Annotated in this window: 22 protein-coding genes; 10 read left to right on the top strand and 12 right to left on the bottom strand. The window is 65.8% G+C overall.

Annotated elements, in window-relative coordinates; translation table 11 throughout:
- Positions 1 to 82: 82 nt before the first annotated feature.
- The 5 genes from C1H66_RS12835 to C1H66_RS12815 form a co-directional block, all read right to left on the bottom strand.
- On the bottom strand, positions 83 to 2,188 hold the full coding sequence (locus C1H66_RS12835) for a NosR/NirI family protein (protein WP_102628301.1): 2,106 nt from the start codon (positions 2,186 to 2,188) through the stop codon (positions 83 to 85).
- A 134-nt stretch (positions 2,189 to 2,322) separates the two neighbouring features.
- A complete protein-coding gene (locus tag C1H66_RS12830) occupies positions 2,323 to 3,111 on the bottom strand; it encodes an ABC transporter permease (protein WP_102628279.1) in 789 nt (262 codons plus the stop codon).
- Complete coding sequence (locus C1H66_RS12825) at positions 3,108 to 3,893, bottom strand: ABC transporter ATP-binding protein (protein ID WP_240618300.1); 786 nt, start codon at positions 3,891 to 3,893, stop codon at positions 3,108 to 3,110. The genes C1H66_RS12830 and C1H66_RS12825 overlap by 4 nt, the downstream gene beginning before the upstream one ends.
- Entirely contained in the window at positions 3,890 to 4,858 is a 969-nt protein-coding gene (locus C1H66_RS12820) for a YVTN family beta-propeller repeat protein (RefSeq protein WP_102628278.1), read from the bottom strand. Before C1H66_RS12820 ends, C1H66_RS12825 begins: the two co-directional genes overlap by 4 nt.
- Positions 4,859 to 4,907: 49 nt before the next feature.
- Positions 4,908 to 6,080 (bottom strand): ABC transporter substrate-binding protein, encoded by a 1,173-nt coding sequence (locus tag C1H66_RS12815; protein ID WP_102628277.1) that lies wholly within the window; start codon positions 6,078 to 6,080, stop codon positions 4,908 to 4,910.
- 331 nt (positions 6,081 to 6,411) lie between these two features.
- Between C1H66_RS12815 and pedF the strand changes: the two genes are divergently transcribed.
- From pedF to exaC, 4 genes are all read left to right on the top strand, one after another.
- Complete coding sequence (pedF, locus tag C1H66_RS12810) at positions 6,412 to 6,834, top strand: cytochrome c-550 PedF (protein ID WP_102628276.1); 423 nt, start codon at positions 6,412 to 6,414, stop codon at positions 6,832 to 6,834.
- 34 nt (positions 6,835 to 6,868) lie between these two features.
- A complete protein-coding gene (locus tag C1H66_RS12805; RefSeq protein ID WP_102628275.1) occupies positions 6,869 to 7,801 on the top strand; it encodes a substrate-binding periplasmic protein in 933 nt (310 codons plus the stop codon).
- A 226-nt stretch (positions 7,802 to 8,027) separates the two neighbouring features.
- The gene (locus C1H66_RS12800) at positions 8,028 to 9,809 is read left to right on the top strand and encodes a PQQ-dependent methanol/ethanol family dehydrogenase (protein ID WP_102628274.1); all 1,782 of its coding nucleotides are present in this window, start codon (positions 8,028 to 8,030) and stop codon (positions 9,807 to 9,809) included.
- Between the two features lie 204 nt (positions 9,810 to 10,013).
- Positions 10,014 to 11,534, top strand: a complete 1,521-nt coding sequence (exaC, locus tag C1H66_RS12795; RefSeq protein WP_102628273.1) for an acetaldehyde dehydrogenase ExaC — start codon at positions 10,014 to 10,016, stop codon at positions 11,532 to 11,534.
- Between the two features lie 111 nt (positions 11,535 to 11,645).
- Here the strand turns inward: exaC and C1H66_RS12790 are convergent, their stop codons facing one another.
- Genes C1H66_RS12790 through C1H66_RS12780 form a run of 3 tightly spaced genes read right to left on the bottom strand, consistent with a single transcriptional unit; the run spans position 11,646 to position 13,758 of the window.
- Positions 11,646 to 12,857, bottom strand: a complete 1,212-nt coding sequence (locus C1H66_RS12790) for a MerC family mercury resistance protein (RefSeq protein ID WP_102628272.1) — start codon at positions 12,855 to 12,857, stop codon at positions 11,646 to 11,648.
- Between the two features lie 32 nt (positions 12,858 to 12,889).
- Positions 12,890 to 13,132, bottom strand: coding sequence for an anti-sigma factor family protein (locus C1H66_RS12785; protein ID WP_102628271.1), 243 nt, complete (start codon positions 13,130 to 13,132; stop codon positions 12,890 to 12,892).
- Positions 13,129 to 13,758, bottom strand: coding sequence for an RNA polymerase sigma factor (locus C1H66_RS12780; protein WP_205738660.1), 630 nt, complete (start codon positions 13,756 to 13,758; stop codon positions 13,129 to 13,131). The genes C1H66_RS12785 and C1H66_RS12780 overlap by 4 nt, the downstream gene beginning before the upstream one ends.
- Positions 13,759 to 14,018: 260 nt before the next feature.
- Here C1H66_RS12780 and C1H66_RS12775 point away from each other — a divergent pair, with 260 nt between their 5' ends.
- The 3 genes from C1H66_RS12775 (at position 14,019) to C1H66_RS12765 (ending at position 15,898) form a co-directional block, all read left to right on the top strand.
- The gene (locus tag C1H66_RS12775) at positions 14,019 to 14,828 is read left to right on the top strand and encodes a methyltransferase domain-containing protein (RefSeq protein ID WP_170064145.1); all 810 of its coding nucleotides are present in this window, start codon (positions 14,019 to 14,021) and stop codon (positions 14,826 to 14,828) included.
- Between the two features lie 35 nt (positions 14,829 to 14,863).
- Positions 14,864 to 15,307, top strand: coding sequence for a cupin domain-containing protein (locus C1H66_RS12770; protein ID WP_102628270.1), 444 nt, complete (start codon positions 14,864 to 14,866; stop codon positions 15,305 to 15,307).
- A gap of 171 nt (positions 15,308 to 15,478) precedes the next feature.
- A complete protein-coding gene (locus tag C1H66_RS12765; protein WP_102628269.1) occupies positions 15,479 to 15,898 on the top strand; it encodes a secondary thiamine-phosphate synthase enzyme YjbQ in 420 nt (139 codons plus the stop codon).
- Positions 15,899 to 15,935: 37 nt separating this feature from the next.
- Here C1H66_RS12765 and C1H66_RS12760 read toward each other — a convergent pair whose 3' ends face one another.
- The 3 genes from C1H66_RS12760 to betT form a co-directional block, all read right to left on the bottom strand.
- Positions 15,936 to 16,175 (bottom strand): hypothetical protein, encoded by a 240-nt coding sequence (locus C1H66_RS12760; RefSeq protein WP_102628268.1) that lies wholly within the window; start codon positions 16,173 to 16,175, stop codon positions 15,936 to 15,938.
- A 196-nt stretch (positions 16,176 to 16,371) separates the two neighbouring features.
- Positions 16,372 to 18,117, bottom strand: coding sequence for a C4-dicarboxylic acid transporter DauA (dauA, locus tag C1H66_RS12755; protein WP_240618299.1), 1,746 nt, complete (start codon positions 18,115 to 18,117; stop codon positions 16,372 to 16,374).
- Positions 18,118 to 18,265: 148 nt separating this feature from the next.
- Positions 18,266 to 20,314, bottom strand: coding sequence for a choline BCCT transporter BetT (betT, locus tag C1H66_RS12750; RefSeq protein WP_102628267.1), 2,049 nt, complete (start codon positions 20,312 to 20,314; stop codon positions 18,266 to 18,268).
- A gap of 592 nt (positions 20,315 to 20,906) precedes the next feature.
- Between betT and C1H66_RS12745 the strand changes: the two genes are divergently transcribed.
- The 3 genes from C1H66_RS12745 to C1H66_RS12735 all read left to right on the top strand — a co-directional run bounded on the left by C1H66_RS12745 (position 20,907) and on the right by C1H66_RS12735 (position 24,145).
- Positions 20,907 to 22,106, top strand: a complete 1,200-nt coding sequence (locus tag C1H66_RS12745; RefSeq protein ID WP_240618298.1) for a TRAP transporter substrate-binding protein — start codon at positions 20,907 to 20,909, stop codon at positions 22,104 to 22,106.
- A 117-nt stretch (positions 22,107 to 22,223) separates the two neighbouring features.
- The gene (locus tag C1H66_RS12740) at positions 22,224 to 22,829 is read left to right on the top strand and encodes a TRAP transporter small permease subunit (RefSeq protein ID WP_102628266.1); all 606 of its coding nucleotides are present in this window, start codon (positions 22,224 to 22,226) and stop codon (positions 22,827 to 22,829) included.
- Positions 22,826 to 24,145, top strand: a complete 1,320-nt coding sequence (locus C1H66_RS12735) for a TRAP transporter large permease (protein ID WP_102628265.1) — start codon at positions 22,826 to 22,828, stop codon at positions 24,143 to 24,145. Before C1H66_RS12740 ends, C1H66_RS12735 begins: the two co-directional genes overlap by 4 nt.
- Before the next feature lie 71 nt (positions 24,146 to 24,216).
- Here C1H66_RS12735 and C1H66_RS12730 read toward each other — a convergent pair whose 3' ends face one another.
- A complete protein-coding gene (locus C1H66_RS12730) occupies positions 24,217 to 24,921 on the bottom strand; it encodes a Spy/CpxP family protein refolding chaperone (protein WP_102628264.1) in 705 nt (234 codons plus the stop codon).
- Between the last annotated feature and the right edge of the window lie 59 nt (positions 24,922 to 24,980).

The raw sequence follows: 24,980 nt of genomic DNA, 5'->3' as shown, positions 1-24,980 counted from the left end.
GGTCGCGACTGACCGGTACTTAGGGCCCATGCCGATGGAGGGATCGCCCGCGGGGCATGTCTCCCTCGAGCGAGCGTCACCGTCACGCCACATTCACCGCCGGGATCCGGGCGCGACGCTGCCGTTTCTTCCGGATCAGGCCGTCCACGCACCGGGTGTCGTCCCGCAGGATCACCACACACTCCAGGCACTGGATGCACTCGTTGTAATCGATCCGGCCATCGGTGCGGATGGCGTTGATCTCACAGTGGTGCTTGCAGACCTGGCAGGGCTGGCCGCAGAGCTTGACCCGCGTAAGCCAGCTGAACAGACGGAACTTGCCGAGCACCGCCAACCCTGCCCCCAGCGGGCACAGGTAACGGCAGAAGAACTTGTGCACGACCATGCCCGCCACCAGCAGCCCCACGGCGTAGACCACGAATGGCCAGTAGCGCCAGAAGTAGAGGGTCAGGCTGGTCTTGAAGGGTTCCACTTCCGCCAACTGCTCGGCCAGGGTGAGGGAGTGGAAGGAGGTGCCGACCAGGCCCACGAGGATCAGGTACTTGAGGTGGATCAGGCGCCGGTGCCAGGCCTCTGGCACCCTGCGCTGGCGGACCCGCAGTGTCTTGCCCAGCCAGGATGCCATCTCCTGCATCGCTCCGAACGGGCACAGCCAGCCGCAGAAGAGCCCGCGGCCCCAGATGAACAGGGTAATGAAGGTAAAGGTCCAGAGGATGAAGATCACCGGGTCCAACAGGAAGGTGCCGATCTCGAAGCCGTCGTGGAGGGACAGCAGCAAGGTGAAGATATTCACGACAGAGAGCTGGCCCTGGGCGTAGAAGCCGATGAAGAACAGGGTGAAGAACAGGAAGCCCCAGCGGAACCGGTGCAGCCGTTTCGGGTAGCGGCTGTAATGGCGCTGGCGGGCGAAGCACACCGTCAACACGACCAGGCTGGCCACCAGGATGGTCACCCGCAGCCAGCGCTCCCGCCACAGGCCCACCCAGGCCGGCAGGCGGTTCTGCGCCACCGGCGCGGTCACCGCCACCCGCTCGAAGAGTTCCTGGGGCAGGTTCAAGTCGGTGCGGAAGCTGGCCCGATCCACGCTTAGGTGGTTCCTGGGCAATGCCAGGTTCATCACCAGGCTGGCGTCGGCACCGGGGTTGAAGCCGCCACTGCCGCCCATCTTGAACAAGTGGGCCTGTTCGAATTCCGGCAGGCCATCGGCCCGCAGGCGGGTGTCCGAGTCCAGCCGGTTCATGTCCCGCAGCTCCACCGCCAGGTTGCTCTGCTCCAGGGACAGGCGTTCGGCCACGCTGCCGGGACGAAAGTCATCCGCTACGTGGGTGAATAGCCCGTTGGACATCACCGCCAGCATCTGCTCGCCGCTCTTGAGGTTCTCGGTCAGGCGGGCGAAGGCCTCGTCTCCCAGCAGGTTGCGTCCGATCATCGGTGCGCTGGCGTAGCCGTAGTAGATATCGATGACGGCCTCCCCGGGCGCCGGTTCAGGCAGCTCCGGGTAGGCGTCCAGGGCGTTGCCGAGACGGGACTCGGCTTCCTCGACCGACAGGCGCCAATGACCGAGGTATCCCCGTTCCAGCATCTGCTGCCACGTCAGCGGCTCGAAGAGATCCGCCCTGGGCTGGGCAGCCGGCGCCTGGGCGAAGGCCTCCAGCTGGTCTCGGGCCACCTTGAGCGCCGACGACAGCACGGTGTCGTTGATGATGATCACCGACACCGTGGCCGAGGTGATGCCGTCGACATACACCACGCCGCCCTCGCCGTCGCTTCCGGCCTTCCTGCCGTTGACCACGATGTGTTCGGTCAGGGAGCGGCCGCGGTACTGGTCGACGAAGTCGAACAGCGGGCCTTCCCCCAGACCATGCAGGAAGACCGGCTCGTGGTGGTCCATCACCTGCACGCCGGTGAAGTGGCCGTCGACGTCGATGCCGACCAGCAGGCTGATGGGCTTGCCGGAGTAGCCGGGCAGGTCGCTGATATCACGGGACTCGTAGGCGTAACCCAGCAGTTCGTTGAGCTGGTAGACCGGATAGACGGGGTAGTCCGCGCGCTTGTCGTCAATGCGGGTGGCCTTGGGAAAGAGCTGCTGGATGCGGGCCTGTATCTCGGGCGCTGGTTCCGCCTGAAGCGGCGAGACCGGCACCAACATCGATGCGATCAATAGCATCAGGGTGCGAGCAACTGCCATGATCATTGCCAGGCTCCGACGTCTGGTGATGGAACCGTCGCCCGGCGGCAACGGTCCGGCTCGACACGACTGGCGAGTGTCATGACCGGCACCTCGGCAGCACAGGCGCGTGCCAGGAGCGGCAGGGACGTCGGTCAGAGGCCCTGCCCGCGCTGCAGATTGAAGGTCGCGGCCGCCACCAGGCCGAACAGCCCGGTCAGCCCCAGGCACCACAGCAGCGGGCCAACCGCCAGTTGCCCATAGAGCGCGAAGCGCACCAGTTCCACACCGTGGGTGAAGGGGTTGTAGGCGCTCAGCCAGTACAGCCAGGGCCCGGCCTCCTGCATCTTCCACAGGGGGTAGAGCGCCGAGGAGAGGAAGAACAGCGGGAAGATCACGAAGTTCATCACCCCGGCAAAATTCTCCAGCTGGCGAATGGCATTGGCCAGTACCAGCCCCAGGGTGCTGAGCATCAGCGCGACCAGCAGCAGTGCCGGCAGTGCCGTGACCAGCCCCAGTGCCGGTGGCCGAATGCCGTACCACCAGGCGATGGCGAGGAAGGCGTAAACCTGCACCACCGACACCAGCGAGATCGCCAGTACCTTGCACAGCAGCAGGAAGGGGCGTGACAGCGGACTCATCAGCAGTACCTTCATGCTGCCCATCTCGCGGTCGTAGACCATCGACAGCGAGCCCTGCATGCCGTTGAACAGCAGGATCATGCAGCACAGCCCCGGGGTGATGTAGACCTCGTAGACGATGTAGGTGCCATAAGGCGCCATGATCGAGATGCCCAGCACGGCGCGAAAGCCGGCAGCGAAGACCACCAGCCACAGCAGGGGGCGTACCAGGGCGCTGAAGAAGCGCGTGCGCTGCTGGACGAAACGCCGCCACTCGCGACCGCTGACCCCCAGGAAGCAGTGTAGGTAGGCGCCGGCGTTCATGATGCCCCCTCCATGACGGTATCGCCGGACGTCGTGGTAAGACGATGGAAGGCGTCCTGCAGCGTCTGGGTGCCGGTATGGCTACACAGCGCCTGCGCCTGGCTGTCGGCGATCACCCGACCGGCGCAGAGCACCACCACGTGATCAGCAGGCGCAATCTCGTCGAGCAGATGGGTCGTCCACAAGACCGTCATGCCGCGTTCCCGGCACAGGGTGCGCACATGCTCGTTGAGCGCCTGGCGGCTGGCGGTATCCAGCCCCACGCTGGCCTCGTCGAGGATCAGCAATGCCGGCTCGTGCAGCAGTGCCCGGGCGATTTCCAGGCGCCGGCGATGGCCGCCGTTGAGCAGTCGCACCTTGTCGTCGGCACGGGCCTCGAGATGTTGACGGGCCAGCTCGCGGTCGCAGCACTCGCGGGCCTGGCGTCGCCCCAGCCCATGCAGCGACGCATGGTAGAGCAGGTTCTGACGGACGCTGAGATCGAGATCCAGGGTCGGCTGCTGGAAGACCACGCCGAGGTGTCGCCGCGCCGCGCGTGCACGCCGCGACACTGGATGGTCGGCGACGCGGATCTCGCCGTCCTGGCCACGCAATAGCCCGGTGACCAGGGCGATCAGGGTGCTCTTGCCGGCGCCGTTGGGGCCGAGCAGGGCGTGAAAGCCGCCCCGCGCCAGGGAGACATCCACCCGTTCGAGTGCCGTGTGGGCCCCGTAGCAATGGCTGACAGCGGCGACCTCGAGCATCGGGCCGGCCTCGCCCGTGAGGTGAGCGGCGGTGCTCATGGCGCCACGACCACGCCCCAGGGATAGCGGCCGACCTCGATGGACCTGGTAACCTGGAGGCTGTCGACATCGATCACGGACACGTCTCCGCTGACGCCGTTGGTGGTCAGCAGCTGGCTCTCGTCCTCGGTCAGCGCCAGTTGCCATACCCGCCGACCCACCAGCAGGTAGTCGAGGATCTCGTAGCTCTGGGCGTCGACGACCGCCACATGGTTGGCCGGCCCGAGCGCCACGAAGGCATAGCGACCGTCGGAGGTCAGCTCGATGCCGACCGGCTGCACCTTGTCCTGATTGACACCACGGATCCTGAAGTCCAGCGTCGTGATCTCTTCCAGCTCGTCCACATCGATGATGTGGACCGTGCCACCGATTTCCGCGGAGGCCCAGGCAATCTTGCCATCCCGGCTGAACTCGACGTGACGGGGGCGCTGGCCGACCACCATGTTCTTCTTTATCTCGAAGGTTTCGGTATCGATCCAGTGCAGCATGCTGGAGGTTTCGCTGGTATTTACCGCCCATTTACCATCCGGGCTGATGGCCATGCCTTCCGGCTCAATGCCGACATCGATCTGTGCCAGCACGTCCTTCGTATGAACGTCCACCACGGTCACGATAGCGTCGTCTTCGTTGGCGATGAACAGCCAACGATCGTTGGGATGCAAGGCGAACTGTTCGGGGTCTTCACCCGACGGTAGGGTATCGATGACCTTGCGGGTTTCCAGGTCCATTACCTGGACGGTATCATCGTCGCTGGCACAGATATAGAGCCTGGTATTATCCTTGGAGAGCAGGATGCCTCGTGGGCGCTGGCCGACCGGAATCGTCTCGACCACTTCCAGGGAGTCGATGTCGATCACCGAGATGCTGTTGTCCTTCTCGTTGGACACATAGGCCAGGCTGGCCAGGGCGGGAGCCGAGAGTCCCATCAGGGTCGCCAGCACAGAACTACGGAGAATATTCTTCATGTGAGTTTTCCTTCGGTTGTTCATGCAGCAATGGGAGATCACTGGCCGGCTAGGAGTCGATGCGGCAGTCGCTTTCCGCCTCGTCATATCCCAGGGAGTCGAGATCGGTTACCGGGTGAAGGAAGCCTTCGAACGGAGCGGTGGCAACGAGACCCCGGGGGTGAACCAGTGGAATCGGTTGGCGAAGCTGACCGTTCCACGGGCGATAGCTGAGCTTGCGGCCCTTGAAGGCGGCCAGTTGAAAATCATCGGAGAGCAGGAAGTCGCGAATCGCACCGGACTCCGGGGTATCGAGCTGAGTCACGGCGGTGCCCAGGGATCGCACGCCGGCCCAGGCGGCATAGTCATTACCGTTCATGTCACGCCCGGCCAGGTCGCGGAAGCGGTTCTGCAGCTGGGCGGCTCCCCAGCTTTCCACGACCCGGTGCCAGGCCTCCGGCGACATGCCCTGCGTGCCTACCACCGGCCGGGGCAGCCAGGTATTGAAGGGAACGTATTCACCGAAGTCTCCCCGTACATCGGCCACCAGCACGACATCGTAGTCGTCCGATTGGGTGAACAGAGGCAATTCCTGTGACGCCGTGCGTCGCAGATCGGCGTCGAAGGTCCAGGGTTTGTCGTCAACGATTGTCAAGCCGAAGCGTGTGGCGGCGCGGCGAAAGGCCTCGGCCCAGGCGTGGTCGCTGTCGGTCGGTCCGGTGATCATGAACACCTTCTTCCAGCGCCGCAGGTTGAGCCATTGCGCCAGGCCATCCGTCAGCATGGCGTAGCTGGGCTGGGTGTGCATGACATGGGGCTGGCACCCCGTCACGCGCAACTCATCGTCCCTGGCCCCGGCGTTGAACAGCAGCGCTTTACCCACCGTCTTGTTCGCCATGGTGCCCAGTGTGTCGGCCGGAACCCGAAGCACGAACAGGGTGATTCCTTCATCCAGCATCTGCTCAAGGGCTTCCTGTGCCTGGTCCTCGGAGTCCACCACCCGCGACGTCAGGGCGTAAAGATGATCCAGGAATCGGCCGGTGGTGTTGTTGTCCTCGATGCCCAGCTCGGCGCCACGCAGGCCGGCGTCTTCCGGTTCCGGAGTGACGTTGGACAGCACCGGGCCCTGGTCCGGAATCCATTGGATATAGCCGATGCGGACATCCATCCCGAAGGCCGTCAGCGGAGCCGACATCCAGCACGTGAATACCAAGAACATGAGGGCTTTCAGATGAATTCGCATGGGGCGCCTCTCTACTTGTCGTTATGCCCATGAGCATAGGGAAGGCGAGAGAGCACGGAAATATTCAGAAAGTAGCAATACGCCTGTACGAAAGAACTATTCCCTGCGTTCGAGGCCCGGCCACAGGCTTGACAGTGCCATCAACGATGAGATGAAGGAGTGCACTCATGCTTTGGCGCCTCTTCCTCGAGGCTACTACCAAGGGACGGGGGCGAGGGCTCGAAAGTGGCATTCAGGGGACGGGGAGGGGTTTCTAGACTGGGAGCAGATCCCCCGTCCGCCCATCGATCGCGGTGGATCGGCCCCCCGCTATCCAACAGAGGTATTCGGTATGACAATTCCTTTTCCCCTCAAAGCATGTGTTGCTGCCGGCCTGTTGGGGTGGGCGGCACTGGTCATGGGCCATGGTGACGTGACGCCTCAGGAAGTCGATACCGGGAGCCTTCCCGAGCTGGGCTCCGAGCCATTGATGGAGAACCCGTTCCGCGCCGGTAACGAGCACGATGGCTATCATGAGGAGGCGATCAAGGTCGGAGAGCGCGGGTACTCAGGGAACTGTGCCGGCTGCCATGGTATCCAGGCGCAGTCGGGGGGGCTGACGCCGGACTTGCGCGAACTCGAAGAGTGGGATGACGAGTATTTCATCGGTCGTGTGCTGAACGGGACCGATCGGGGCATGCCATCCTTCAAGAGCAACCTTGACCAGAACGCCATCTGGGCGATCAAGACCTATGTCGAGTCGGTCAAGGAGTGACGCCACGTTTCCATGAAAGTGAGGGGGAGGAGTCATGTCGTTGACTCGATGGCTTGCCGTTTTCACACTGGCATGGAGCGCACTCTCGAATGCGAGCGAGTCGATCCTCGAGCGTGCTCCCGAGAGAACCTATGACATCGTCATCGAGTCGGGCCACTTGAATGTCGGGGTCTATCGTGACTTTCCTCCCTACTCCTACGAGAAGGGAGGGGAGGCGGTCGGTGTCGATATCGACATCGGCAGGAAGATTGCCGAAGGCCTGGGAGTCGAGTTCCGCGTATACTGGATCATTCCCGACGAAACCCTGGACGACGACCTTCGCAATCACATCTGGAAAGGTCACTACCTGGCCAAGCGTCGCATCGCCGATGTCATGTTGCGGGTGCCCTATGACAAGACGTATGCCTATATGCGCGACTCCACCGGTGAGGTGATCAACGATCAGGTCGTCATGTTCGCGCCCTATCAGAGGGAGCAGTGGCAGATCGCCTACGACACCCACGTCTTGGACGATGTGGGAACGATGGCGGTATTCCAGTATCACCCCATCGGCGTCGAGATCGACACCTTGCCGGCGACATACCTGACGTCTACCTTCGCGGGTCAGTTGCGCGACAATACGCGCCATTTCGCCAGCATGCGTCAGGCCTTCATGGCGATGGTCGACGGTGAGGTGAGCGCGGTCATGGGGATGCGGGCCGAGATCGATCATGAGCTGGGCATCCACTCTGATAAGGGTTTCGAAGCGGCCGGGAATGGCTTCCCAGGCATGGGCAGGCAGGCCTGGGATGTCGGCATGGCAGTCAAGCACACGCACCGGCAGCTGGGATACGCGATCGAAGAGATAGTGGATCGCATGGTGCGTGAGGGCGAGATCGCAGAGATCTTCGAGCGTCATGGGTTGCGCTACGGCATGCCCGCGTTCTACGAGGAAATCCTGGGTGACGAAGAGGAGAACTCGCCGTAACAGGACACTGGATACTGCTGATTGGCCTGGCGCACGGGCCCTCGATAACCGCAGGCACTCCCTGCGGTTTTTTTGTGCTCTTGAAGGTCTTACTACCAAGTGATGAGGGAAGTCGTGCGAGGGTGCGATTGTTGCCGGAAGCCTTGCCGACAAGAATTGCCCGGGAGACGGGAAGACTTCCCGGTGTGCCGCGACATCCTGAAAACAAGAGAGTGAGAGCGCAACCATGAAATTGAATCCAGTCGGTCGACAGTTTGCCCTCGGTGCACTCGCGCTGGCCGTGTCCTCTGGTGCGTATGCGGTTACCGATGAGGATATCATGAACGATCACGACACGGCCGATGCCGTGGTCAGCTATGGCATGGGGCTGCAGGGCCAGCGCTACAGTACCATCGATATCCTGAATGCGGACAACGTCAAATTTCTGCAGCCAGCCTGGGCCTTCTCTTTCGGTGGCGAGAAGATGCGTGGCCAGGAATCCCAGCCCTTGGTCGAGGATGGGGTGATGTACGTCACGGCCTCCTATTCGCGTGCCTATGCCATCGACGCCAGGACCGGCGAGGAAATCTGGCAGTACGACGCCCGGTTGCCGGATGGCATCATGCCGTGCTGTGACGTGATCAATCGTGGCGGCGCCCTGTATGGCGATCTGTTCTTCTTCGCGACCCTCGATGCCAAGCTGGTCGCCCTGAACAAGGAGACGGGCAAGGTGGTGTGGATCAAGCCGGTGGCGGACTATCAGGAAGGATATTCCATCACCGCTGCCCCGATGATCGTCAAGGGCAAGCTGATCACCGGTGTCTCCGGTGGTGAGTTCGGCATCGTCGGCAAGGTCGAGGCGTATGATCCGGCTACCGGGGACAAGCTCTGGACTCGTCCGACCGTCGAGGGACACATGGGGTATGTCTACCGGGATGGCGAAGCCATCGAGAACGGGATTTCCGGTGGGGAGGCCGGCAAGACCTGGCCGGGTGACATGTGGAAGACCGGCGGTGCGGCAACCTGGCTGGGCGGGACCTACGACCCGGATACCGACTCGCTCTTCTTCGGTACCGGCAACCCGGCACCCTGGAACTCGCACCTGCGCCCCGGGGACAACCTCTTCTCTTCCTCCCGGGTGGCGCTCGACCCCGATGACGGCAGCATCAAGTGGCACTTCCAGACCACGCCCAACGACGGCTGGGACTATGACGGCGTCAACGAACTGATCTCCTTCGACTACGAAGAGAACGGCACGACCGTCAAGGCGGCCGCCACCGCCGACCGCAATGGCTTCTTCTATGTCCTCGATCGTAGCGACGGCGGCTTCATCCGTGGCTTCCCGTTCGTCGACGAGATCACCTGGGCCGAGGGGCTCGACGAGAACGGTCGGCCGATCTTTACCGAGGGGCGGCCAGGCAACCCCGCCGATGCGGAGGGCGAGAAGGGTGAGACCGTGCTGGCCCGGCCGGCCTTCCTGGGGGGCAAGAACTGGATGCCCATGGCCTATAGCCAGGATACCGGCCTGTTCTATGTGCCCTCCAACGAATGGGCCATGGATATCTGGAACGAACCGGTCTCCTACAAGAAGGGGGCGGCCTACCTGGGGGCGGGGTTCACCATCAAGCCGGCCAACGAGGAGTACATCGGGGTACTCAGGGCCATGGATCCGAAGACCGGTGAGGAAGTCTGGCGCCATGAGAACCGTGCTCCGCTCTGGGGCGGTGTCATGGCCACGGCAGGCAACCTGGTGTTTACCGGCACCCCGGAGGGCTACCTGAAGGCGTTCGATGCCAGAACCGGTGAAGAACTGTACCGCTTCAATACCGGCTCCGGGGTCGTCGGCACACCCATCACCTGGACCATGGACGGCGAACAGTATGTCTCCGTCGCCTCGGGCTGGGGAGGCGCGGTGCCGCTGTGGGGGGGTGAGGTCGCCAAGGTCGTCAAGGACTTCAATCAGGGGGGCATGCTGTGGACCTTCAAGCTCCCGGCGGAGCACGCCGGTCAGGACCTGGCCGATCGCTGAGCGCTGCCCGGCCCGGTGTTGCCGGGCCGGGTACCGAGCCCGAGGCTCGCGACCTACGACCAAAGGCCCCCGTCGTTACCCCCCATAGCAGCATGGGCCGTCCGTCAGATTTCGCTACGCTCTAACACAGGCCCGGTCAACGACTACGGCACATCGCCGGCCGCCGCGCCACCAGAGATCTCCATACACGCAGGAGTGCACGTCATGATCTACGCCAATCCCGGTAGCACTGGATCGGTCGTTTCCTTCGAGAAACGCTACGGCAACTACATCGGCGGTGAGTTCGTCGCCCCGGTCAAGGGTCAGTACTTCGACAACATCAGCCCGGTCAACGGTGAGGTGATCTGCGAGATCCCGCGCTCCACCGCCGAGGACATCGAGCTGGCGCTGGACGCCGCGCACGCCGCCGCGCCCGCCTGGGGCAAGACCTCCGCCGCCGAGCGCTCCAACCTCCTGCTCAAGCTCGCCGATCGCATCGAGCAGAACCTGGAGATGCTCGCCGTGGCCGAGACCTGGGACAACGGCAAGGCGGTGCGCGAGACGCTCAACGCCGATCTCCCGCTGGCGGTCGATCACTTCCGCTACTTCGCCGGTTGCATTCGCGCCCAGGAGGGCACCGCCGCCGATATCGACGCCAACACCGTGGCCTACCACTTCCACGAGCCGCTGGGGGTGGTGGGGCAGATCATTCCCTGGAACTTCCCGCTGCTGATGGCCGTCTGGAAGCTCGCCCCGGCACTGGCCGCCGGCAACTGCGTGGTCCTCAAGCCCGCCGAGCAGACCCCGGCCTCGATCCTCAAGCTGATGGAGCTGGTCGGCGACCTGCTGCCGGCCGGGGTGGTCAACGTGGTCAACGGCTATGGCGCCGAGGCGGGTCAGGCCCTGGCCACCAGCAAGCGTATCGCCAAGATCGCCTTCACCGGCTCCACCCCGGTGGGCGCGCACATCCTCAAGTGCGCCGCCGAGAACATCATCCCCTCCACCGTGGAGCTGGGCGGCAAGTCGCCGAACATCTACTTCGCCGACATCATGGATGCCGAGCCGGAGTTCATCGACAAGGCCGCGGAAGGGCTGGTGCTGGCCTTCTTCAACCAGGGCGAGGTGTGCACCTGCCCGTCGCGGGCGCTGATCCAGGAGAGCATCTACGACGCCTTCATGGCCAGGGTCATGGAACGGGTGGGCAAGATCAAGCGCGGCAATCCGCTGGATACCGACGTCCAGGTCGGCGCCCAGGCGTCCCAGGAGCAGTTCGACAAGATCATGTCCTACATGGACATCGCCCGCGAGGAGGGGGCCGAGTTCCTCACCGGCGGCGACAAGGAGAGCTTCGACCCGGCCTACGACAAGGGGTATTACATCCAGCCGACGCTGCTCAAGGGCAACAACAGCATGCGCGTGTTCCAGGAGGAGATCTTCGGCCCGGTGGTCGCGGTGACCACCTTCAAGGACGAGGCCGAGGCGCTGGCCATCGCCAACGACACCGAGTTCGGCCTCGGCGCCGGGGTGTGGAGCCGCGACATCAATGTCGCCTTCCGCATGGGGCGGGGTATCCAGGCCGGCCGCGTGTGGACCAACTGCTACCACCAGTACCCGGCGCATGCCGCCTTCGGTGGCTACAAGAAGTCCGGCGTCGGCCGCGAGACCCACAAGGTGGCCCTCGAGCACTACCAGCAGACCAAGAACCTGCTGGTCAGCTACGACACCAATCCGCTGGGCTTCTTCTGAGGCCGCGGCCATGACGCCGTGAAGACATTTTCGTAAGGCAAGCCGTGTAGTGTCAGCGGTGAGAAGCTTGGGGCGCGACGCGAGTCGCGCCCCTTTTTTGATTTGAGCCTGCTAGCTCAGCCCCAGCACCCTGGCCTCCTGGCGTCGCCGCTGGCGCAGGTCCCACAGGGCGGCGGCGGCCAGCAGCACGAAGCCGGCCAGCTCGACCGAGGCGTGATAGTCGACGAACAGCGCGTAGAGGATGGTGGCGCTGCCCGCCGTCGCCAGCAGCGTCGGGCCGACGGCGTGATGGCGCCGGCTACCGGCGGCCAGCATCGTCAGGGTCAGCAGCACGAAGGCGGCGATGGCAAGCGCCCAGGCCCCCTCGTCGAGGGCCAGGCCGATGCCCAGCAACGGCAGCAGGCCGACCAGCGCCAGGGTGCCGTAGCAGCTCAGCAGCGCCAGGCACAGGGCCGCGATGCCGAGCAGCCCGCGGCGGCGCAGCAGCAGCAGCCAGCGCCTGGGATCGAGCCGCCGCGCCCACTGCCGCAGGCGCGACGGGGCCGATTCTCCGCGGCGCATGCCGACCTCGATGGCATGGGCGCCGAAGCTCGCCGCGACCTCCCGGGTCTGGGCACTGGGGCTCAGGGCGAAGTAGTCGTGGCTGCCTACCACCTCGATCTCCTCGAAGCCGGCCTCCGCGAACAGCGCCAGCAGCTCCTCCCTGACGGTGGCCCCCACCACGCACTCGACCCACAGGCGCGGGTCCTCGTGGCAGTCCACCGAGACCGGACGATGGATCACCACGTCGGCGAGCTGCAGGCGCCCACCGGGCTTGAGCACCCGGAACATCTCGGCGACGGCGCGACGCTTGTCCGGTACCAGGTTGAGGGCGCCGTTGCTGGTGATGCTGTCGACGCTGGCATCGGGCAGCGGCAGCCGCTCCGCCGAGCCCTGGACCACACTGAGATTGTCGGTGCCGGCGGCGGTGATCTTGAGCTTGCGAGTCATGGCGGCGGTGAGGTCCAGGGCGATGACCCGGCCGTCGGGGCCGACGAGGCGGCCGGCGATCAGCGAGTCGTTGCCGGCGCCGGCGCCGAGGTCGAGCACCCGGTCGCCGTAGTGAATGGCCCTGGCGCGGAAGGGGTAGCCGACGCCGGCGAAGGAGGCCAGCAGCGGGGGCGGCAGGTCGACCAGCTGCTCCTCGGGATAGCCCAGTGCCCGGCAGGCCGAGCCCCCGACGGGGAAGTGGAAGGGGGAGTCCGGCGTGTCGGCCACGGCACTGTACATGCCCTGGACGGCATCGCTGATCTGCCGCGACGAGTACCCGAGTATGGCTACCATGAGCATTCTCCTCCCGGGACAGGGCGATCCGCCTAGTCGTCGAACTGGTCGAGCAGATCGCGGATACGGTGGCGCAGGCGCGTCGGGGCCTTCACCGTGCCGGCGGCTTCCACCCTGGCCCGTAGTCGTTTCTCGAATTCGGCGCGAGTGAAGCAGTCGCGGCAGCGGCTCAGGTGTCGCTCGATATCGTCCGCCTGCCGGTGATCCAGCTCACGGTCGAGATAGTCGAAGAGCCGCTCGATGACCTCCTCGCAGCTGGGCTCCCTTGGGTTCATGATCGCGGCCCTCCCTGCCCCGGGTGATGGGGGGTCACGCCCGCCTCCCTGGCCTGCTCCCAGAGCGTCTTCTGCAGCCGGGCACGCGCCCGGCTCAGCCGCGAGCGCACCGTGCCCAGCGGGATGCCGAGCAGGGAAGACACCTCGTCATACGTATAGCCCTGCACCTCCACCAGCACAATCGCCACCCGGAAGGGGTCGGGGAGGGCGTCCAGGGCTCGCTGCAGGTCCTCCTGCAGCAGGCTGTTGAAGAACTGCTCCTCCAGGCTGCCCCACCAGAGCAGGAAGGGCTGATGCAGTTGCTGGAAGAGAGTGAAGTCGCCGGCGTCGAGGTCGTCCGGGGACGGCGACTCGTTGCCGCTGGGGGGCTGGGGGCGACTCTGCCGCCGACGCCACTCGCTGATGAAGGTATTGGTGAGGATATGGAACAGCCAGGCCTCGAAGCGCTCGGGGTCGCGCAGCTTGTCGAGCCGGATCCAGGCCTTGCCGACCGCCTCGGCGACGATGTCCTCGGCGTCGTCCGGATGGCGGGTGAGGCGCAGGGCCGTGCCGTAGAGCCGGTCCATCAGCGGCTCCAGGCGTTGTTCGAACCACTGCCGGCGGCTGGCGGTATCACGGTAGCTCATGAAGGCTCCCGAGTCGTCCCGATGGACCATGACGGGCCACGGCATCGGGGGGCTGGTGAACGGGCTGGCAAGGGGCATGGCTCACCTCTTCAGAGCATGGGACGCGCGCCGGCGGCGGGCAAGTCGAGGGTATGGCAGGGACGCGGCGGCCGGCTCCCGGGTTCCCGATCCGTGCCGGGAACCATCCCGCGGGCGGCTGCGTCCTGGGGACATACGGCACTCCCGTGTCGTGCCACGTCAAGCCGAAGAGGAGAGAGAGCATGACCATCACGGCAGCTTCCACGTCCCGTGCCCCATCCACCTCACCCGCGGTGGATCGCCGCGAACTCGAAGCGCGGGTCAAGGCGATGTATCGCGAGGTGGCCGAGACGCCGGAGGGGGACTTCCACTTCGAGATGGGGCGGGCGCTGGCCGAGCGGTTGGGCTATGACCCGAACGCCCTTGACCGGATCCCCGCCGCGGCCATCGACTCCTTCGCCGGGGTCGGTCACTTCCTCGACCTGGCCGAGCTCCAGCCCGGCGAGACGGTGCTGGATCTCGGCAGCGGTTCCGGCATGGACAGCCTGCTCGCCGCCCTCGCGGTGGGACCCGAGGGACGGGTGCTGGGGCTCGACATGACCGAGGCCCAGCGCGAGAAGGCGACACGGCTGGCCTCCGAGGCGGGCTTCACCAACGTCGAGTTCCACGCCGGCTACATCGAGTCACCGCCCTTCGCCGACGGCAGTGTCGACCTGGTGATCAGCAACGGCGTCGTCAACCTGTCGGCGGACAAGCCACGGGTCTTCGCCGAGGCGGCCCGGGTACTGCGCCCCGGCGGGCGGCTGGCGCTCGCCGACATCGTCACCGAGTCGCCGTTGCCGGAGAAGGTCTCCTGCAACGCTACCCTGTGGGCCGCCTGCATCGGTGGGGCCATGCAGCAGGACGATTACCGCGCTGCCATCGAGGCGGCGGGTCTCACTGTCCGGACCGTCCGCGAGCATCCCGAGTACCGCTTCCTGACCGAGTCGGCCCGGGGTGCCAGCGAGACCTACGGCGTCAAGAGCATCTCGCTGCTGGCCATCAAGGCCTAGTCGACCAGGCGTTCATCCGAGAGAGGAGAGATACCATGAAAGCCATCATCAAGCAGTCAGCACTGGCCCTGGGGCTGGTCACGGTCCTGCCCATCGCCGCGGCACTCGCCCAGGATGACGATGCCTTGCCGGCAGGCTTCCAGACCGAGCCGGTTCTGAAGACGACCACGACCCGCGACGGCGACGCCATCGTCTGGCAGCAGGGAACGCCGGAGATCGTCTCGGTGATCGGCACCCTCGAGCCCGGTGGACGTACGCCCCTGCATCAGCACCCGGTCCCGGTCTTCGTCTATATCCTCGAGGGCGAGATCGAGTTGCGCACCGAGGGTGGCGATCCCCAGGTCTACGGGTCGGGGGAGGCCTATATCGAGGCCCTCAACCGGGACCATCAGCTGTTCAATGTCTCGGATAGCGACGCCAAGGTGCTGGTGGTGTTCGCCGGGGTGGAAGGCCAGCCCACGACGGTGGCCAGCGAGTAAGCCGTGTGCTCGGTTGTGGCGGGGCCGAGGCTGCTGGGATGCCCCCGCGCAACCGAACCCACCGATGTATCGCAGGGGCGCTGCACGCCGGGAATGGCGTGCGGCGCTCTTGCGATAGCGGGACAGCACGCTAGCATGGCGGGAAGACCCCCGACGAAAAGGAGCCCGGTCATGTGGCGACAGCAGGAACTGCGCCTGGCGCCGCGCCCGCGCGGCTTTCACCTGATCACCGACGAGGTCGCCGACGGCCTGGCCGGGCTGCGGGAAGTCTCCACGGGGCTGTTGCACCTGCAACTGCTGCACACCTCGGCGTCGCTGACACTCAACGAGAACGCCGACCCGGACGTGCGCCACGACCTCGACGCCTTCCTGCGCGAGCGCATTCCCGGCGACCTGCCCTATTTCCGCCATACCCTGGAAGGCCCCGACGACATGCCGGCCCACGTCTGCGCCAGCCTGCTCGGCACCCAACTGACCCTGGCGGTGCGCGGTGGCCGTCTGGCGCTGGGGACCTGGCAGGGCCTGTGGCTCGGCGAGCATCGCGACCACGGCGGTGCTCGCCGCCTGATCGCCACCCTGCAGGGTGAATGAGGCACGGTGAGTCGCGCTCAGTCCCCGGGGCGAGCTCTCATGGCCGCATCACCATCTTCGCATCGGTGAGCCGCTTGACCACACTCTTGAAGCTGTTCTTGAGGATCACCATCTCGCCGCTGGTCAGGGTGACCACGGCCACCGGCTCGTGGCGCGGCTCGTTTTCCGCTTCGGCCTCGGGACGAATCTGCGCGATCTGGTCGAGATGCAGCAGCAGGACGTACTCCTCTTCCGTGGTGGGATAGTCGGTGATGACCTCGAGGAATCGGTAACTCATAGTCGTTTCGCTCCATGAGCGGTAGATGGTCCTCAGTCTAGTCGAGGCCTGGCAGTGTCTCGCGTGGCTGTGTCCAGGTCAGATCACGCCCTGGGTGTGGTCGAAGAGGTCGTCCCGGTGCCGACGTGCACGAAGACGTCCTGCTCGCCGCCTGATCGCCCCCCTTGCAGGGTGAATGAGGCACGGCGAGTCGCGCTCAGTCCCCACGGTGCTCGAGCCAGTGCCCTGCCAGGCGCCGCGCATGGTCCAGGTGGCGCACGGCGGCCAGGCGGCCGGCTTCGCGATACAGGCCGGCGCGCCGCAGCTTCATCACCATCCGCGCCGGCATGCCGATGAAGATCAGCCCCACCCGCTGCGAGCGCAGCTCCTCGATCAGCGACCGCAGGGCAACGATGGCGGTGGCATCGAGGCTCGGCACGTCGCGCATGTCGAGCATCACCACCCTGACCTCCGGGTCCACCACCCGCAGCGAGGCGATCGCCTTCTCGGCGGCGCCGAAGAACAGCGGGCCGTTGACGTCGTAGAGTGCCACCTGACGCGGCAGGTCGCGGGCCTGTTCGTTGTCCTCGGCGTCGAGGCGGCGGGCATGGGTCAGCTCGGCCATGCGGCGGATGAACAGCGCCGCGGCGAGCCCCATGCCTACGGCTACCGCCAGCACCATGTCGAAGATCACCGTGAGCGCAAAGCAGATCACCAGGATCGCCACGTCGCTCCCCGGGGCGCTCTTCAGGGTGTGCAGGAAGTGGCGGGCCTCGCTCATGTTCCAGGCGATGATGAACAACAGCGCCGCCAGCGCCGCCATGGGCACCCGGCCGAGCACGCCGGCCAGCGCCACCACCGCCAGCAACACCACCAGCGAGTGCACCACGGCGGCCAGCGGCGAGGCGGCGCCGCTGCGGATGTTGGTGGCGGTGCGGGCGAGTGCGGCGGTGGCGGTGATGCCGCCGAAGAAGGGCACCACGATGTTGCCGATCCCCTGGCCGACCAGCTCGGCATTGGGGTCGTGGCGGGTGCGGGTCAGGCCATCGGCCACCACCGCGCAGAGCAGCGACTCGATGGCCGCCAGCATGGCGATGGCCAGTGCCGGCCCCAGCAGCTCGCGGATCAGCGCGAAGTCCACCGCGAGCGGCGTGCCGTCCGGCCCGGGTAACCGCCAGGGCACCACCAGGCTCGGGGCGAAGGGCGGGATGCCGCTGCCGGCCTGGCCCTGGAACTCCCAGCTGAAGCGCGAGGCGATGGTGTCGATCTCCACCCCCAGCGGGCCGATGGCGAGCGCGGCCAGGGTACCGACCACCAGGCCCACCAGGGGCGCCGGCACCGGCAGCTTGAGCCGTGGCCAGAGGATCAGGGTGGCCAGCGTCACCAGGCCGATGCCCAGTTCAGCCGGCGCCAGGCTCGGTAGTCCACGGGCGATGGCGGCCAGGTTGTGCAGGGTGCTGTCGCCGAGCGCGACCCCGACCAGGCCCAGGAAGTCGGGGAGCTGCAGCAGGGCGATCACCACCGCGATGCCGGCGGTGAAGCCGAGCACCACCGGGTAGGGCACGAACTGGATCAGGCTGCCCAGCCGCGCCAGCCCCAGGGCGACCAGGATCAGCCCCGCCATCAGGGTGGCGATCAGCAGCCCGCCGACGCCGTGGCTGGCGACGATGGGGAACAGGATCACCACGAAGGCGGCGGTGGGGCCGGAGATGTTGAAGCGCGACCCGCCGGTGAGGGCGATGATGGCACCGGCGACGATGGCGGTATAGAGACCGTGCTGGGGCGGCACCCCGGTGGCGATGGCCAGCGCCATGGAGAGCGGCACCGCGACGATGCCGATGGTCAGTCCCGCCATCAGGTCACGCCGCAACTCGGCGACGCCGTAACCCTGTTGCCAGGCGGCGAGCAAGGCGCTACCGGGCATGGGAAGACGGTAGGCAGGGGGGCGTGGCGGGTGGGACATGGCGGTTCCTTGCCGGTGAAACGAGCCCCTTAAGCTACGCCCGGCCGTTGCGCTGCCGCAAGGCGGCCAAGGTATGACGACGGCCCCTGACGCAAGACGGCGACGCCCGCAGGCGTCGCCGTTGTCGTGATGGATGCCGAGCCGCGGTTCAGGCCTGGGTGGCCTCGGCAGGCGGCTCACCCACGGAGCCGGGCATGGCCTGGACGTTGCCGCCCTCGCCGGCCAGTGCCAGGAAGTGCAGGTGGCGCTCGTACTCCGAGAGCACGTCACCGATCACCTGGCCGCGGGTATAGCCGTTGAGGTCCTGACCGGTGCCACCCTCGGCCAGGTAGACGTCGAGTCGCACGTAGTAGTCGTCATCCACTGGCAGGAAGCTCGGTGTGCGCATGCGGTGCGGACAGACCTGATAGACGAAGCTGGCGGCATTCTCCAGCAGCACCTGCAGGGTCAGGCTCGGCAACGGCTCGCCCTCTACCGGCTCCTCGGTCACCGTGGCCTCCTGGCCGCGGCTCTCCAGTTCCTGGGCGAACTGCGTCAGCGCGGGCCGGATGGCGTGCTCGATGGTGGCGGCGGCACCGGCGCGGGTCGAAGTGTCCAGGGCCCGGTCGAGGCGCTCGCGCCAGTCGCCACCCGGAGCGGTGCCGGAGACCCGGCGCCGGGCATCGGCCTTGCGGCCCTCCAGCTTGAGGGCCTTGTACATGCCCACCATGATCGCGAAGATCACCAGCGAGAAGGGCAGGGCGGTGATCACCACGGCGCTCTGCAGGGCGGCCAGGCCGCCGGCCATCAGCAGCGCGATGGTGATCAGGCCGATCACTGCCGACCAGAAGATGCGCAGGCGCACCGGGGCGTCGTGGTTCACGTCGGACAGGATCGAGGTGAAGTTGGCCAGCACCAGGGCACCGGAGTCCGCCGAGGTGACGAAGAAGACGATGCCCAGCACCGTGACCACGGCGGCGGTGACGCCGACCCAGGGGTAATGCTCGAGCAGGGTGTACATGGTGGTCTGCGGCGTATTGAGCGCCTGTTCGCCGAGCTCGACGATACCCTGGTTGGCGACCAGCTCGATGCCGCTGTTACCGAATACCGACATCCACACCATCATGAAGGCCAGCGGGATGCCGAGTGCGCCGGCGACGAACTGGCGGATGGTGCGGCCGCGGGAGATGCGCGCCAGGAACAGGCCGACGAAGGGGGTCCAGGCGATCCACCAGCCCCAGAAGAAGATCGTCCACCACATCTTCCACTCGTTGGCCTCGTCGCCGGCGAAGGCGTAGGTATCGAAGCTCTTGGCCACGAAGCCCGAGAAGTAGTCGCCGGCATTGTTCACCACCATGTCGAGCAGCTTCAGGGTGTGACCCTGGAAGAGCACGAACAGCAGCAGCGCCAGTGCCAGCAGCATGTTGAACTCGGAGAGCCGGCGGATGCCCTTCTCCACGCCGCTGACCACCGAGATCGTCGCCAGCACGACCACCAGGGCGATCAGGATGATCTGCACCGAGAGGCTCTCGGGCACGTCGAACATGTAGGCCAGGCCGTAGTTCAGCTGCATCACGCCGATACCGAGGCTGGTGGCGATGCCGAACACCGTGGAGATCACCGCGGTGATGTCCACGGCGTTGCCGATGGGGCCATGGATGCGCTTGCCCAGCAGCGGATAGAGGGCGCTGCGGATGGCCAGCGGCAGGCGGTGGCGATAGCTGAAGTAGGCCAGTGCCATGCCCATCAGTACGTAGAGCCCCCAGCCGGAGAGCCCCCAGTGCATGAAGGTCTGGACCACCGCGGCGCGCATCGCCTCCTGGCTCTCGGGCGTCAGGTCCGGCGGTGCCAGGTAGTGGGCGACCGGCTCGGCGACGCTGAAGAACAGCAGGTCGATACCGATGCCGGCGGCGAACAGCATCGCCGACCAGGAGAGCAGCGAGAACTCCGGCCGCGAGTGGTCGGGGCCGAGGCGGATGCTGCCGAAGCGCGAGGCGCCGATGGCGATCACGAACACCAGGTAGGCCACGACCGCCAGCATGTAGTACCAGCCGAAGGTCTCGCTGACCCAGGCCAGGCCGGCATCGAAGAAGGCACCGGCCTGCTCAGTGAAGAGCATGGTCAGTACGAGGAAGACCAGGATGCCGGCAACCGAACCGTGGAACACGGCCGGGTTGAGACGATCCCGTCGTTCGAGGGGGGCATTGTCATGCGCCATGGGGCTGACTCCCTGAATGTTGTTGATGTCGAGTCTCACGCCGTCGTCGGGCGACGGGTGGGCAGGGCTGTCGTGCGAGCGTCCGGATGATGCCGTGGTGTTATTTTGATTGAACGCGCAATCAAAATAACGTCAACCGGTACGTCATGGCTAGCCCCGGCTCCCCTGGTGTCGCCATTGGACATGAGACGGGATGCAGCATCGGCACCGCCAGGCTCACCGGAACGGCGACGGTCACTGGCCTCGCCTGGCGGGTGTCGCCTGGAGAGTGAGCCGCCAGCGGGTATCGCTGGCCGTGGTTCGGTGCGTGCCGCATAATGTTTTTTATTAATTGATCGTTCAAATAAAATACGTACTTCTAGTGTCGGCTGCAACCCTGCGTTGAATACAGTGTCGTCTGAGTGGAACGAATGGGCCGCCATCCTTTGCAGAACCGGTTACTGGAGCTATACCTGATATAACCGACGACCAACGGGGAAGGCACAAGGGCCGCAACGCCATGTGGGCCGCTGGGAGGCAATCGGGAGTATGGGTTTCCGTGGGCATACCATCCCGCAGGAGACAGAACAACGAAACGATTCCGGAGTGTCCGATGGCTCATGACCAGACGCCTGTCACCCAACAGGCCGACAACGATACGACATCCGCCGATACCACGCCCGCCAGCACCTCGCGTCGTCGCTTTCTCACCGGATCGGCCGTCGCCGTGGGTGCAGGAGCCGCGGCCGCCGTGGGCTTTCCCAGCATCGCCGTGGCCCAGACCACGACCCTGCGTTTCCAGAGCACCTGGCCCACCCAGGACATCTTCCATGAGTTCGCCGCCGACTACGTGCGCATCGTCAACGAGATGTCCGGTGGCCGCCTGCGGCTCAACCTGCTGCCGGCCGGCGCCGTGGTGGGGGCCCTGCAGATGCAGGATGCGGTGATCTCCGGGGCGCTCGACGGCGGCCACGGCGTCACCGCCTACTGGTACGGCAAGCACAAGGCCTACTCGCTGTTCGGTACTCCGCCGCCCTTCGGCTGGGATGCCAACCAGTTCCTGGCCTGGTTCTGGACCGGCGGCGGCCTCGAGCTCTACAACGAGCTGCTGGAGCTGCTCGAGCTGCCGCTGGTCGGTTATCTCACCGGCCCCATGCCGACCCAGGCGCTGGGCTGGTTCAAGGAGCCGATCCGCAGCGCCGACGACCTGCGGGGCATGAAGTACCGCACCGTGGGCCTGGCGGCCGACCTGATGCGCGAGTTCGGCGCGGCGGTGACCATCATGGGTCCCGGCGACATCGTGCCGGCCATGGACCGCGGCCTGCTCGACGGGGCCGAGTTCAACAACCCGTCCTCCGACCGCCTGCTCGGTTTCCCGGATGTCAGCAAGACCTGGATGCTGCGCAGTTACCATCAGGACTGCGAAGCCTTCGAGATCATTCTCAACAAGGCCAAGCACGACAGCCTGCCCGAGGAGTTCCAGGCGATCCTGCAGTATGCCGCCAAGGCGGCCTCGTCGGAGATGTACTGGAAGGCCATGGAGCGTTATCCGAGGGATCTGGAGGGCATGCGGGCGGAACAGGGCGTGCAGACCTACATCACCCCGGACTCGATCCTCGAGGCGCAGCTCCAGGCCTGGGATACCGTCATCGAGAACGAATCCAGCGATCCCTTCTTCAAGAAGGTCGTCGACCACCAGCGCGAGTACTGCGACCGGGTAGTGGGTTGGCACCTCGAGGGCAATACCCCCAAGGAGCCGGCCTATCGCCACTTCTACGGCAAGGAACCTACCGACACCTCCACCATCCTGTGATGGCGGTACCCTGCTCGGGGCCCGGTCGAGCCAAGCAGCCCCGGTGCCAGGACGGCGCCGGGCCCGAATCGCGGCGGTCTCTCCGGAAGGGGCGGCCGCCGCCGTCGAGAGGCTGTCATGCGCTTCATCTTCTTCATCGATCATGTCAGCACCTGGGTGGGCAAGGTGTTCGCCTGGGCGATCCTGATCCTGACCTTCGTGGTGAGCTTCGAGGTCTTCATGCGCTACGTGATGAGGGCGCCGACGGCCTGGGCCTACGACACCAGCTACATTCTCTACGGCACCCTGTTCATGATGAGCGGGGCCTATGCCCTGGCCCACAACGCCCATGTGCGGGCCGACGTGGTGTCGCGCTATTTCTCGCCGCGGGCCCAGGCCGGCATGGATCTGCTGCTCTACCTGCTGTTCTTCTATCCCGGCATCATCGCCCTGATGTGGAGCGGCTGGGACTTCTTCGCGCTCTCCTTCCGCCAGAACGAGCACAGCTCCTTCACCCCCGGCGGGCCGCCGATCTGGCCCTTCAAGTTCGTCATTCCGGCCTGCGCCGCGCTGCTGGCGGTGCAGGGGGGCGCCGAGGTCAGTCGCTGCGTGATCTGCCTCAGGCAGGGCAAGTGGCCGCGACGACTGGGTGACGTCGAGGAGATCGCGATTCCGTTGAACAAGCAGGAAGAGATAGAAAAGATCAAGGTCGCCAAGGATGATTCCGGGGAGACGCGTCGATGACCGAACCGCAGGTAGGCATCATGATGCTGGGCATGCTGGTCGTACTGATCATGCTCGGTTTCCCCATCGCCTTCACCCTGATCGCCATGGGCGTCGCCTTCGGCTATTTCGTCATCGGCGACATCATCTTCTCGCTGCTGGTCCAGCGCGCCTACGGGGTCATGGCCAACGATGTGCTGATCGCCGTGCCGTTGTTCCTGTTCATGGGCTATCTGGTGGAGCGAGCGAACATCCTCGACCGCCTGTTCGCGAGCCTGCAGCTCGCCGCCCGGGGCATGCCGGCCTCGTTGGCGGTGGCCAGTCTGATCACCTGTGCGCTCTTTGCCACCGCCACCGGCATCGTCGGTGCCGTGGTGACCCTGATGGGGTTGCTGGCCCTGCCGGCGATGCTCAACGCGGGCTACGACAAGCGCATGTCGAGCGGGGTGATCTGCGCCGGCGGCTGCCTGGGCATCCTGATACCGCCGAGCATCATGCTGATCCTCTACGGCGCCATGGCCGGGGTCTCGGTGGTGCGCCTCTATGCGGCGGCGCTGCTGCCGGGGTTGCTGCTGGCGGGGCTCTATATCGTCTACGTCATGGGCCGGGCGATGATCAACCCGGCGGTGGCGCCGAAGCTCTCCGCGGAGAAGCTCGACGTGCCGCTCAAGGAAGTCTACTGGGGGCTGCTGACGTCGTTCGTGCCGCTCTTCGTGCTGATCATGGCGGTACTGGGGGCGATCCTGTTCGGCCTGGCCACGCCCCACGAGGCGGCGGGCATCGGGGCGCTTGGTGCCATCGTGTTGGCGGCGGCCTATCGGCAGCTGACCTTCGTCCGGCTCAAGGAGGCCGTGTTTCTCACCGCGCGTACCAGTGCCATGGTCTGCTGGTTGTTCGTCGGGTCGTGGATCTTCTCTTCGGTGTTCTCGCTGCTCGACGGCCACTCGCTGATCGAGCACTGGATCAGCGGCCTCGCGCTGACGCCGTTGCAGTTCCTGATCCTTGCCCAGGTGATGATCTTCCTGCTCGGCTGGCCACTGGAGTGGACCGAGATCATCATCATCTTCGTGCCGATCTTCCTGCCGCTGCTGGCCCTGTTCGGCATCGACCCGCTGTTCTTCGGCGTGCTGGTGGCCCTCAACATCCAGACCTCCTTCCTCACGCCGCCCATGGCGATGTCGGCCTTCTATCTCAAGGGCATCGCGCCCAAGGGCGTGCAGCTGAACGATATCTTCCTGGGTATCGCGCCCTTCCTGCTGATGGTGGTCGTGGCGATGGTGATCCTCTACAACTTCCCCGGCATCGCCATGTGGCTGCCGGGCGTGTTGTACAACTGACGGCTCGCTGGCCTGGCACGAAAAGGCCCGACACGGAGGTCGGGCCGGGGGCGCGGGACGCACCGGGTGGGTCAGTCGTTGTGACGTTCGCCTCGTTCGCCGTGCCCGTCGCCGCCGTGATGCCGGTGGTAATGGCCGTGGCGCTTGCCATGGGCCTTGTCGCCGCGCGGTTTCATGGCGTCCTTCAACTCCTCCAGTTGCTCATCGCTGAGCAGTTCGGCCAGGCTGGCCTGGTGGGTGGCCCGCATTTCGCGCATGGCCTCGCGACGCTCTTCCCGGGAGTCGAAATCCCGGCCGCGCAGCTCCTCGAGATCGGCATAGATCGACTCGCGGGTCTCACGCAGGGCCTCGCGCTCCTCGTCGCTGAGCTCCCAGCCGTCGACCAGCGTCTCGAGGCGCTCCTGCATGGCGGCACGACGGCTCTCGTGCCACTCGCTGCGCTGCTCCTCGCGCATCTCACGGCGGGCCTCCGCGAGGGCCTCACGCTGCTCCTCGTCGAGGATCCCGTCGACACGCTCGCGGTGCTGCTGGTGCAGCTCGCGCATGGCCTGGTGGTGTTCGCCGTGGGCCTCTTCCAGGGCCTCGCGGGTGGTCTCGTCGAGGCCGGCGCGCTCGAACAGCGCCTGGCGCTGGGCTTCGCGCTGCTCCCGATACTGTTCCCAGCCCTGATGGCGACCCTCGCCGTGGAGGCCGGCGGTAGCGGCAAGCGACAGTGGCGCGATGGCGACGGCGAGCAGGGCGGGCAGCAGCAGCTTGCGCGACAGGGATGTCTTCATGGTGGCACTCCTCGAGGGCTTGAGTTGACGATGGCAGTCTCGCCCGGCGCCGTGCAAGG

Source organism: Halomonas heilongjiangensis (genome assembly GCF_002879645.1).
GTDB classification, from domain to species: Bacteria; Pseudomonadota; Gammaproteobacteria; order Pseudomonadales; family Halomonadaceae; genus Halomonas; species Halomonas heilongjiangensis.
Note: the sequence above shows the minus strand (reverse complement) of the source record. Positions and strands in the feature narration are given on the sequence as shown.

What these genes read in the sequence shown, in the direction of transcription:
- C1H66_RS12835 (WP_102628301.1), bottom strand. Translation starts at nt 2,188, where the DNA reads ATGGCAGTTGCTCGCACCCTGATGCTATTGATCGCATCGATGTTGGTG.
- C1H66_RS12830 (WP_102628279.1), bottom strand. Translation starts at nt 3,111, where the DNA reads ATGAACGCCGGCGCCTACCTACACTGCTTCCTGGGGGTCAGCGGTCGC.
- C1H66_RS12825 (WP_240618300.1), bottom strand. Translation starts at nt 3,893, where the DNA reads ATGAGCACCGCCGCTCACCTCACGGGCGAGGCCGGCCCGATGCTCGAG.
- C1H66_RS12820 (WP_102628278.1), bottom strand. Translation starts at nt 4,858, where the DNA reads ATGAAGAATATTCTCCGTAGTTCTGTGCTGGCGACCCTGATGGGACTC.
- C1H66_RS12815 (WP_102628277.1), bottom strand. Translation starts at nt 6,080, where the DNA reads ATGCGAATTCATCTGAAAGCCCTCATGTTCTTGGTATTCACGTGCTGG.
- pedF (WP_102628276.1), top strand. Translation starts at nt 6,412, where the DNA reads ATGACAATTCCTTTTCCCCTCAAAGCATGTGTTGCTGCCGGCCTGTTG.
- C1H66_RS12805 (WP_102628275.1), top strand. Translation starts at nt 6,869, where the DNA reads ATGTCGTTGACTCGATGGCTTGCCGTTTTCACACTGGCATGGAGCGCA.
- C1H66_RS12800 (WP_102628274.1), top strand. Translation starts at nt 8,028, where the DNA reads ATGAAATTGAATCCAGTCGGTCGACAGTTTGCCCTCGGTGCACTCGCG.
- exaC (WP_102628273.1), top strand. Translation starts at nt 10,014, where the DNA reads ATGATCTACGCCAATCCCGGTAGCACTGGATCGGTCGTTTCCTTCGAG.
- C1H66_RS12790 (WP_102628272.1), bottom strand. Translation starts at nt 12,857, where the DNA reads ATGGTAGCCATACTCGGGTACTCGTCGCGGCAGATCAGCGATGCCGTC.
- C1H66_RS12785 (WP_102628271.1), bottom strand. Translation starts at nt 13,132, where the DNA reads ATGAACCCAAGGGAGCCCAGCTGCGAGGAGGTCATCGAGCGGCTCTTC.
- C1H66_RS12780 (WP_205738660.1), bottom strand. Translation starts at nt 13,758, where the DNA reads ATGAGCTACCGTGATACCGCCAGCCGCCGGCAGTGGTTCGAACAACGC.
- C1H66_RS12775 (WP_170064145.1), top strand. Translation starts at nt 14,019, where the DNA reads ATGACCATCACGGCAGCTTCCACGTCCCGTGCCCCATCCACCTCACCC.
- C1H66_RS12770 (WP_102628270.1), top strand. Translation starts at nt 14,864, where the DNA reads ATGAAAGCCATCATCAAGCAGTCAGCACTGGCCCTGGGGCTGGTCACG.
- C1H66_RS12765 (WP_102628269.1), top strand. Translation starts at nt 15,479, where the DNA reads ATGTGGCGACAGCAGGAACTGCGCCTGGCGCCGCGCCCGCGCGGCTTT.
- C1H66_RS12760 (WP_102628268.1), bottom strand. Translation starts at nt 16,175, where the DNA reads ATGAGTTACCGATTCCTCGAGGTCATCACCGACTATCCCACCACGGAA.
- dauA (WP_240618299.1), bottom strand. Translation starts at nt 18,117, where the DNA reads ATGTCCCACCCGCCACGCCCCCCTGCCTACCGTCTTCCCATGCCCGGT.
- betT (WP_102628267.1), bottom strand. Translation starts at nt 20,314, where the DNA reads ATGGCGCATGACAATGCCCCCCTCGAACGACGGGATCGTCTCAACCCG.
- C1H66_RS12745 (WP_240618298.1), top strand. Translation starts at nt 20,907, where the DNA reads ATGGCTCATGACCAGACGCCTGTCACCCAACAGGCCGACAACGATACG.
- C1H66_RS12740 (WP_102628266.1), top strand. Translation starts at nt 22,224, where the DNA reads ATGCGCTTCATCTTCTTCATCGATCATGTCAGCACCTGGGTGGGCAAG.
- C1H66_RS12735 (WP_102628265.1), top strand. Translation starts at nt 22,826, where the DNA reads ATGACCGAACCGCAGGTAGGCATCATGATGCTGGGCATGCTGGTCGTA.
- C1H66_RS12730 (WP_102628264.1), bottom strand. Translation starts at nt 24,921, where the DNA reads ATGAAGACATCCCTGTCGCGCAAGCTGCTGCTGCCCGCCCTGCTCGCC.